This is a genomic window from Corallococcus aberystwythensis (assembly GCF_003612165.1).
Lineage (GTDB): Bacteria > Myxococcota > Myxococcia > Myxococcales > Myxococcaceae > Corallococcus > Corallococcus aberystwythensis.
This window is the reverse complement of sequence record NZ_RAWK01000326.1, coordinates 1-9922: the sequence shown is the minus strand read 5'-3', so window position 1 is coordinate 9922 and position 9922 is coordinate 1. Positions and strand designations below refer to the sequence as shown.

Here is a 9922-nt window from a genome sequence, read left to right as displayed (position 1 = left end):
GCCCGCCGCGGCGCCGCCTTCCGCGTAGCGGCCCGCGCCCCCGCCCGAACGACAACGGCCGCGCGGGCGGGTGCCCACGCGGCCGTCTTCCTTCAAGCCATCCCGGTTACTGGAGGAACGCCTTCTTGACCTCGGTGAGCAGCGGGTTGGTGCCCGTCACGGGGTCGGTGCAGCCCTGGTTGATGGTCCAGATGATGGTGCCGCCGTAGCCGTTCGCCTTGGCGTACTGCCCCTTGGCCTGGATGGCCTCCGGACCGTCATACGTAATCCAGCGCACCGTGCCGTCCTCCACCGGCGTGTTGAACGTGACGTAGTTGGCCTGCGCCGTCGCGTCCCACTTGAGGGTGCCCGTCTTGGAGAGCGCCAGGATCTTCTTGTACGTGAAGGAGTTGTCCCCGCCCACGTAGTCGGACCAGTTGGTGAAGGGCTGGCGCGGGCCGGTGATGTTGCGCCACGCGAGGCCGTAGAACGGGATGCCCATGCCCAGCTTCTCCTTGGGGATGCCCGCGTTCACCCAGGCCTTGAGGCTGGACTCCACGGACGTCGGGTGGGTGCCGGACTCGCCCTTGAGCGCGGACGTGAACCACGAATCCCAGCCGTCCCAGACGCCAATCATCTCGTAGGACATGACGTTCACCTGGTCCAGGTGCTGGGCCAGCTGCGGGTACCACTTGAGCTCCGCGTCGGTGCTGAAGTTGTTGTTCACCCAGCCAATGGGGAACGTCAGCAGCATGTTGGGCCGCACCTGACGCAGCCGCTGCACCAGCGCGAGCAGGTTCGGCTTGTCCGCCTCCTCCACCGGCTCCCAGTCGATGTCGAGCCCGTCGTAGCCGTGGTCGTCCATCGTCTTGAGCAGGTTCTGGACGAACTTCTCCCGGTTCGCGGACGTGGCCGCGCCCACCCAGTTGTCGTGCTCGCCCGCGCCGCCCACCATGATGATGGCCTTGCGCCCCGCCGCGTGCGCGCGGGTGGAGAGCGTCTTCGCCATGGCGGAGCCGTTCGAGTTGTCGAAGATGGCGTCCACCGTGCCGTCCGTGTTCGGCGTCACGCGGCCCACGATGATGTGCGTCATCGCGCTGAAGTCCACCTTCTCCGGCGGGTACTCGTCCGCGTTCCAGCCCGTGTAGTAGCCGGACACCCACTTGTTGGTGTTGCCCACCGGGCCCGTCACCACGACGTCCGCCGTGGCCTTCTTCGTCGTGTCCGCCTTGCTCGTGGCGACGACGTGGTAGGTGCCCGCCGTCTGCGGCGCGGTGTACGTGCCGCTGGTGGTGATGGCGCCGCCCGTGGCGCCTTCCTGGACGCTCCACGTCACGGCCGTGTTGCTGTTGCCCGTCACCAGCGCGTTGAAGGTCTGCACGCCCCCGCGCGAAAGCGTCACGCTCACGGGGGTGACGCTGACGCTCACGCCGGTGGTGGAGGTCCGCTTGCCGGACACCGCCGTGGACTTCGCGCTCTCACCGGCCGCGTTCAGCGCGGTGACGGCGTACCAGTACGTCGTGTTCACCGCGGCGCTGGTGTCCTTGTAGGACGCGGCGGTGAGCGCCGAGGAGGTCAGCCGCGTGTACGTGCCCGTCTGCGCCGTGGCGCGGTAGACGTGGTAGCCCGTGGCGCCCGTCACCGTGCCCCAGGAGAGGGCCACGTCCGTCGCGGAGCCCGTGGCCTTCAGGGCCGTGGGCGCGGACGGGGCGGTGGTGCTCGCCGCCAGGCGCACGTTGTCGAAGTACATCACGGGCAGCGTGCGGCCCCCGTTCTCCATCACCACCAGGCCATCCAGCGTCACGTTCGCCGCGCCCAGCGTGGACAGCGGCATGCGGCACAGCGTCCACGCATTGGCCTTCAGCGTGCCGCCGGCGCAGGTGGGGTTGAGCGCCACGGGGGACTTCGCCACGCCGCCCACGCTCGCGTAGAGCGCCAGCGCGGGGTTCGTCGTCGCGCCCGGGTTCACCTGCAGCTCCACGAAGCCGTACCCGGTGGTGGGCACGCCCGCGTGGTGGAAGTACAGGCCCTTCCAGGGGCCGAACGTCGCGGAGATGGAGCGGGTGCCCGCGTACACGGGCTTCGTCGCGGCAAGGCTGTGCGTCGCCCAGGACCAGTCCTGCCAGCCCGAGCCGAGCGCATCGTCGTACATCGTGGTCGCGCTCGCGAGCGCGTCCCCGGTCGTCAACAGCGAGTCCTCGTCGCCCGCGGTGGAGGTGAAGTCCGGCGCACCACCACAGCCGGTGTGCATCGCGCCCAACGCCACGAGGAACCCCATGAGCTGCCTTCTCAAAGTTCGCTCCTACGGCCAGGTGAAAAAGGCGGGGCCGGGGGGCCTGCGTTCCCCCGCCACGGCGCGTGGCGGAGGTCCCCCGGTCGCCCTGGCGCCGCGCCTGGATTGGCGGACGTGCAAAGGGGGACCTGGCAAATCGCAGGCAGAGAAACACCGCGATCGGCCGTCAGCGTTCAAGCCATGGGGTGGGGTGTTTCGGCACGTCGCCAGGCCGCCAGGCCGCTGTGGCAGCGGCACGGCGGGCGTCTGGCTTCAGAGGGAAACGTGCCTGGTGACGGCGGGGACGGGCGGGCCCTTCCCTCGCCTGGAGGCGCCACGGGCGCGCCTCCAGGGGAAAGGCATCCACGCTGCTACACGTACGGCTTCAATCCTTCACAGGCAATGAATCCGGGACGTCATTCCTGCCGGAGGACGTGAGGAAGTCCCACGCGCTCGTCCGGCCCCCCAGGTACGTCTGGAAGTGGTTCTCCCCGGGGCGGTAGAGGTCCGTCTGCTTGAGCCGTTCGTGCAGCGCGGGCAGGTGGTAGTAGGGCACGGAGGGGAAGAGGTGATGGGACAGGTGGTAGCTGGCGTTGAAGGGCGCGATGAAGAAGCGCTCGAACCAAGTGGCGGCCTCCACGTCCCGCGTCTCGTGCGTCTCGTCCGGGGTGGCGGGGCTGAAGGGGTGCTCCACCACCGCGCGGATGCGGAACGCCATCATCATCAGCGTCAGCGACGGCACGGACCACAGGAGCAGGTAGTGGAGCCAGCCGCCCGTGAGCGTGAGGAAGGCGATGAAGCCGGTCAGCCACAGCGCGTAGCGGACGTGCTCCGCGCGGGACGGCGGCGTGCCGCCCTTGCCCATGGCGCGGCCCGTATAGGACCAGGGAATCATGATGCGCACGTGGGACACGGTGAAGAAGCCCACCAGGTCCCCCAGCAGCACCAGCGCCGTGCCCCAGCGCGTGCGCGGGAACATCCAGGCGTGGTCGCGCTGCGCCGTGCGCCAGTACGGGTCCTTGGGCGTGTTGACGTAGCGGTGGTGCTCCGCGTGCTCCTTGCGGTAGCCCTCCGTGGTGATGTTCATGGGGTACGCGCACAGCAGGTCCGCCAGGATGTCGTTGAGCTGGCGGTTCGTGAACAGGTGGTAGTGCGCCGCTTCGTGCACCAGGCTGAGCAGCGCGTGCTGACGCGAGGAGATGACAACCGCGGCCAGCACCCACGCCCACCACCGGTCCACCTGCACCACGAACGCCACCGACAGCGCGATGATGAGCCATTGGCGCGCCACCGCCCACAGGCCCCGCGCACTGGCCACCACCGACAGCTCCCGCACCGACGCCGTCAGGGCGCGACGGTCGAACGCACGGGAGGTGACCGCTTCCGAGTCATCCGGCGACAACGGTTCTGGAACGGCGAGCATCTGGGGACAGACCTCCTGCCGGGCATGGGCACCCTGGTTGTAATAATCTCATAACATGGGAATCTGAAGGTCTGGAATACCCGCCCAGTCTTACAGCCATGACGGACGTGGAAGCCCCAACGGGTGCCACCGGGACCCAGGTGTTGAGTGGTGCCCAGAAGCCCCTCTTCCGAGGGGGCTTACGCACGGGGAGGCGGGGCGCCCGGGCCTTTTGGACGGTCTGCTGGGGGTGTTCTCCGTACACTGGGCGGGTACACCCTTTCCCGCGTCTCGCGGCGGCCCCCCAGGAAAGGCAGGGAGGTTCCAGACCTCCCCGGTGAATGGATGCAGGCACCCTTCGACTTCCAGACGCTCTTCGAGCTGTCGCCCAATCCCTACATGCTGCTGGACCGGGAGCTGCGGTACGTGGCCGCGAACGCGGCCTACCTGCGGGTGACCGCCAGCCGTCTGGAGGACCTGGTCGGACGCAACGTCTTCGAGGCGTTCCCGAATGACCCGGACGACCCGGCCAACGTCAGCACGCGGATGCTGCGCGACTCGTTCCTCCGCGTGCTGACGGAGCGGACGCGCGACACGCTGGCGCTCATCCCCTACCGGGTGCCGCGCCAGACGGAGAATGGCGTCGTGGTGGAGGACCGCTACTGGAGCGCCACGCACACCCCCCTGTTCGATGATGGGGGCGAGGTGGCCTTCATCCTCCAGCACACGATGGACGTGACGGAGCTGCAGCACCTCAAGCGGGCCGTGCGCGACGCGGAGGTTCCGCAGGAGGAGGGCGCGTCCCGGACCCTGCTGATGGGCGGCGTGTTCGCGCGCGCCCAGGCGGTGCAGGAGGCCAACCGCACGCTCGACGACGAGCGCAAGCACCTGCGGCGCCTGTTCGAACAGGCCCCGGGCTTCATGTGCTCCTTGAAGGGCCCCAAGCACGTGTTCGAGCTGGCCAACCGTTCCTACCTCCAGCTCGTCGGCCGCAGGGACCTGCTGGGCAAGTCCGTCCGCGAAGCGCTGCCGGAGGTGGCGGAGCAGGGCTTCATCGCGCTGCTGGACCGGGTGTTCACCACGGGCGAGCCCTTCGTCGGGCACAACATCGCCCTGCAGCTGCAGCGTGAGCCCGGGGCGCCGTTGGTGGATGTCTTCGTGGACTTCGTCTACCAGCCCATCGTGGAGGCGGACGGGCGCGTCTCCGGCATCTTCGTCCAGGGCCACGACATGACGGCGCAGAAGCGGGCGGAGGACGAGCTGGCGCGCCACCGCGACCACCTGGAGGAGCTGGTGCGCGAGCGCACCCGGGCGCTGGAGGAGAGCGAGGCGGAGCGCCGCCAGGCGGAGGCCGCGCTGCTCCAGGCGCAGAAGATGGAGGCGGTGGGCAAGCTCACGGGCGGCGTGGCGCACGACTTCAACAACCTGCTCCAGGTGGTGAGCGGGAACCTCCAGTTGCTCCAGCGCGACGCGGTGGGCGACACGCGCGCGCAGCGGCGCCTGGAGACGGCGCTGGGCGCGGTGGAGCGCGGGGCGCGGCTGGCGTCCCAGCTGCTCGCGTTCGCCCGCAGGCAGCCCCTGGCGCCCACGCCGCTCAACCCGGGCCGGCTGGTGCGCGACATGGACGACCTGCTGCGCCGCGCGCTGGGCGAGGACGTGGAGGTGGAGACGGTCATCGCGGGCGGCCTGTGGAACACGTCCGTGGACCGCAACCAGCTGGAGAACGTCATCCTCAACCTGGCCATCAACGCGCGCGACGCCATGGATGGCCGGGGAAAACTGACCATCGAAGCAGGCAACGCGATGCTGGACGACCACTACGCGATGCTGCACCCGGAGGTGACGGCGGGGCAGTATGTGCTCCTGGCCATCTCCGACACGGGCACCGGCATGACGCCGGAGGTGCTGTCGCGCGCGTTCGAGCCGTTCTTCACCACGAAGCCGGAAGGGCGCGGCACGGGCCTGGGGCTGAGCATGGTGTACGGCTTCGTGAAGCAGTCCGGCGGCCACGTGAAGATCTACAGCGAGGTCGGGCACGGCACGTCCATCAAGATCTACCTGCCGCGCACCTTCCAGGCGGCGGTGCAGCCGGCGGAGAACGGCTCGGGGCAGGTGGAGGGCGGCACGGAGACCATCCTCGTGGTGGAGGACGACGCGGCGGTGCGGGCCACGGTGGTGGAGGTGCTCACGGAGCTGGGCTACCGCGTGCTCAAGGCGCATGACGGCCAGAGCGCGCTCGCGGTCATCCAGAGCGGCCTGCCGGTGGACCTGCTCTTCACCGACGTGGTGATGCCGGGGCCGGTGCGAAGCCCGGAACTGGCGCGGCAGGCGAAGGCGCACCTGCCGGACCTGGAGGTGCTCTTCACGTCCGGCTACACGGAGAACGCCATCGTGCACGGCGGCCGGTTGGACCCGGGCGTGAGCCTGCTGTCCAAGCCGTACCGGCGCGAGGACCTGGCGAGGAAGATCCGCTCGCTGCTGAAGGGCCGCGAGCAGCGGATGCTGGCGAAGCCGTCCCGCCTGCCCGTACCCGCGGAGCCACGGGAGGAGAAGGGCATGCTGCGAATCCTGCTGGTGGAGGACGACGCGGACATCCGCGAGTCCGCGTCGGAGCTGATGTCGGACCTGGGGCACACCGTGCGCGCGGTGGAGAGCGCGGAGGCGGCGACCGAGGTGATGGCGAAGGAGCCCTTCGACCTGCTCTTCACGGATGTGACGCTGCCGGGCAAGTCCGGCGTGATGCTCGCGCGCGAGGCCGTGCGGAGCTTCCCGTCCCTGCGCATCATCATCGCGTCCGGGGACTCGCGCGCGGTGTCGGGCGAGGACGGCAAGGCGCTGGAGCGCGTGGTGCTCCTGCCCAAGCCGTATGACCTGAACCAGATGGAGCGCGCGCTGGAGCAGGCCGCCCGGGACACAGGCCCTGCCGCCAGGACGCGGCCCGCGTGACGGACACCCAGGCCCGGACGGGCGAGACGGTCTACGTGTCCACGCTGCCGGGCCTGGAGCCCGCGCTGGAGTCGGAGGCGCGCGAGCAGGGGTTGGCGTTCCGCCGCGCGGAGGGCGGCATCGAGTGCGAGGGCCCGGCCGGCCTGCACGCGATGGCGAACCTGCGCCTGCGCACCGCGAGCCGCGTGCTCCTGCGCCTGGGCACCTTCACGGCGCCCACGGCGGACGCGCTGGTGGACGGCTTGCGATCGCTGCCCATGGCGGAGGTCTGGGACGGGAAGACGCCGCTGCGCATGTCGGTGACCCTGCACCGCTCCGTGGCCCCGGGGCCCGCCGTGGTGCTGGAGTCCGCGGCCGTGGCGTGGAACCAGCCCGAGGTGGCGGCCGCGGGCTACCTGGATGACGAGGCCGAGGGGCCGGGGCTCACGCTGCTGGTGCGCGGTGACGGTGAGCGCTGGACGGTGAGCGTGGACACGTCCGGCGCGCCCCTGTACCAGCGCGGCTACCGGCAGGAGGTGGGGCGTGCGCCCCTGCGTGAGACGCTGGCCGCGGGCATCCTCCGGCTCGCGGGCTACGCGGGGGACGTGCCGCTGGTGGATCCGATGTGCGGCTCGGGCACGTTCCTGGTGGAGGGCGCCTGGATGTCCCAGCGCCGGGCGCCGGGCTTCCTGCGCACGTTCGCGTTCCAGTCCTTCCCGTCCTTCGACCAGGCGGCCTGGGCCCGCCGCCGGGCGGAGGCGGAAGGCGAGTCGCTGGCGGAGCCTCGCGCTGTCGTCCGCGGATACGACATCAACGCGGGCGCGCTGGGCACGGCGCGGCGCAACGCCAGGCGCGCGGGCGTGACGCTGACGTTGGAGCGGCACGACCTGCGCACGCTGAAGGCGCCTCCGGATGCCCCCGGGCTGGTGGTGGCGAACCCGCCCTACGGCAAGCGCGTGGGCGAGGCGGAGGACCTGCCGGAGCTCTACCGCGCGCTGGGCGCGACGTTGAACGGCGCGTTCCGCGAGTGGCGCAAGGCGCTCATCGTCCCCGAGGATCCGAAGCTGGTGGCGACGCTGGGCCTGAAGGGCGCGCGGTCGCTCCCCGTGAAGAACGGCGGCCTGCGCTGTCTGTTGTTGCTGGCGGGGCCGGGTTAGAGCGGAAGCACCAGCTCGAAGCGCGCGCCACCCTCGGGACGCGCGCCCGCGTGCACGCGGCCTCCGTGCGCCAGCACCACGCGCCGCACGATGGCGAGCCCCAGGCCGCGGCCGTTGGCGCGCGTGAGGAAGAAGGGCTCGAAGACGCGCCGCGGATCCAACCCCTCGATGCCCGGGCCCTCGTCCTCCACGCCCAGCGACACGCCGTCCGGCACGCGGCGCACCGCCACGCGCACCGTGCCCCCGGGCGGCGAGGCCTGGATGGCGTTGCGCATCAGGTGCGTGACGGCCAGCTGCAACAGCGTCTCGTCGCCGGACAGGTCCGGCACGTCCGGCGCCTCGTCGAAGGCCACGCGCGGCTTGGGCAGCTCCTCGCGGCCGTGGAGCAGCTGCGCGAGCGCGCGGTGCACCAGCTCGCCTATCGACACGGGGCGCGGCCGGGGCTCCAGCGGACGCACCGCGTCCAGCAGGTCGCGCACGATGTCCTCCAGCCGGATGGCCTCCTCCTCCAGCATCTCCACCGCGGAGGCGCCCGCGGCCCCCAGGCGGGGCTCCCGCTTGAGCACCGCCACCGTGTTGAGGATGGCGCCCAGGGGGTTGCGCACCTCGTGGGCCACGACGCCCGCCGCGTCACCCAGCGCCGTCAGCCGCTCGCTGGCGATGAGCTCGTTCTGCAGGCGGGACACCTCCGCGAGCCGCGCGTCCGCCGCGCGGTGGTGCCGCACGTTCTCCAGCGCGGCGCCCATGAGCTGCGCGAACAGCTCCAGCGCCCCCGCGTTCGCGGGCGTCAGCGTGGTGGACTGCACCGCCAGCACGCCGAAGGGCTCGTCCTCCACGAAGATGGGCGCGTCCAGCGCGCGCGAGCCCGGCGGATAGATGCGCTGGATGTTGTCCGCCACCTCCGGGGAGTGCAGCCGGCGCACCATGCTGAACGCGTCCGGATGGAACGCCGCGCGGCGGCTCGTGAGCACCTCCGCCAGGTGCGGCATCCCCGAGCGAGGGAAGCGCACCTCGTGCACGCTCTGCCCGTAGAGCTGCTCCGCCGCGGCCAGGCTCTCCGCCTCCTGGCGCATGGGCCCGTGGCGCAGGAAGTCGCCCTCCAGCAGCATCACGGAGACGTAGAAGCCCTCCCGGTACACCGCGTCCACCGCCAGCTCCAGGACGGCGTTCTCATCGCGGCAGCGCAGGAGCTCCGCCGCGGTGGACACCAGCATGGTGGACAGCCTGCGCACCGCGTCCCCACCCTCCGCGTCCAGCAGCAGCACCAGCTGCTCCTCCGGCACGCGGCCCGGCGCGCTGACGGGGGAGAGCAGGTGCTGGCGTCCGTCCGCGCCCCGCACGTGCACCCACGCGGGCTGCACGGACGTGGGCTGCTCGCCGCGAGACAGCGCTTCGCAGATGGGCTCCACCCACGCGCGCTCCTCCTGCCCGAAGCGGGCGGTGAGCTCCTGGAGCGACGGCAGCTCGTCCTCGCGCAGGCCCAGCAGCGTCCGCATCGCGGTGTTGGTGAACACCAGCCGGTCGCCGCGAATCACGAACAGGGGCACCGGCAGCGCGGGCAGCAGGCCGTCCAGCGTGCCGGGCGGGACGCGGCCGCTCATCGTCGCGCTCCCCTGGCCGCATGCCCCTTCGTTCCAGGCGGGCGGAGGCCCCGGGGCAATCGCCGCGTGGGTGCGCCGTAAGGAGGGAGGAAGGTGTTGATCACGGGAGAAGGCACCATGAACTTCGCGAACGAGTTGGACCGCAGGGACCTGGAATTGAAGTCCGTCATGGCCGTGTGGGTGGCCTTCGTGGCGATGAGCGCGGTCTTCCTGGGCCAGTTGCTCTAGTCAGGGCTTCTTGGTGCGGCGGACGTACTGCTGGATGAAGTCCCGCTCCTCCGCGCGCAACGCGCTCAGGCGCAACCCGTAGCCCATGGGGTTCTTGCCGTCCTCCAGGGAGTTCTCCCAGATGACGGAGCTGCGCAGGGTCATCACCCGCTCCGGATCATCGAAGCGCAAGGTCAGCTCCACCTGCGTCCCCAGCCGCAGCGGCCGGTCCGTTCCGATGAACAGACCGCCCGACGACAGGTTGATGATGCGGTGGTCGGTGAAGATGCCCGTGTTCTTCATCGTCACCTTCACGTCCGCGTGCAGCCGGTCGTCTGAACGGCGCTCCAGGCCCACGAACTCGGCGCTCGAATACGAG

At 70.8% G+C, this 9922-nt stretch carries 6 protein-coding genes; 2 read left to right on the top strand and 4 right to left on the bottom strand.

Annotated elements, in window-relative coordinates:
• Positions 1–106 precede the first annotated feature (106 nt).
• Both D7W81_RS36100 and D7W81_RS36095 read right to left on the bottom strand, forming a co-directional pair.
• A complete protein-coding gene (locus D7W81_RS36100; protein ID WP_244227680.1) occupies positions 107–2257 on the bottom strand; it encodes a glycosyl hydrolase family 18 protein in 2151 nt (716 codons plus the stop codon).
• Positions 2258–2636: 379 nt separating this feature from the next.
• The gene (locus tag D7W81_RS36095; protein ID WP_120559923.1) at positions 2637–3674 is read right to left on the bottom strand and encodes a fatty acid desaturase family protein; all 1038 of its coding nucleotides are present in this window, start codon (positions 3672–3674) and stop codon (positions 2637–2639) included.
• A gap of 324 nt (positions 3675–3998) precedes the next feature.
• Between D7W81_RS36095 and D7W81_RS36090 the strand changes: the two genes are divergently transcribed.
• On the top strand, positions 3999–6599 hold the full coding sequence (locus tag D7W81_RS36090; protein ID WP_120559922.1) for a response regulator: 2601 nt from the start codon (positions 3999–4001) through the stop codon (positions 6597–6599).
• Complete coding sequence (locus D7W81_RS36085; RefSeq protein WP_120559921.1) at positions 6596–7735, top strand: THUMP domain-containing class I SAM-dependent RNA methyltransferase; 1140 nt, start codon at positions 6596–6598, stop codon at positions 7733–7735. The genes D7W81_RS36090 and D7W81_RS36085 overlap by 4 nt, the downstream gene beginning before the upstream one ends.
• On the opposite strand, the gene D7W81_RS36080 is transcribed toward D7W81_RS36085, so the two are convergent.
• Entirely contained in the window at positions 7732–9336 is a 1605-nt protein-coding gene (locus D7W81_RS36080; RefSeq protein ID WP_120559920.1) for an ATP-binding protein, read from the bottom strand. The two genes, D7W81_RS36085 and D7W81_RS36080, sit on opposite strands and share 4 nt — an antisense overlap.
• 228 nt (positions 9337–9564) lie before the next feature.
• Positions 9565–9922, bottom strand: a 358-nt coding sequence (locus tag D7W81_RS36075) for a TIGR02266 family protein (RefSeq protein ID WP_120559919.1), incomplete at its 5' end; no start/stop codon positions are given.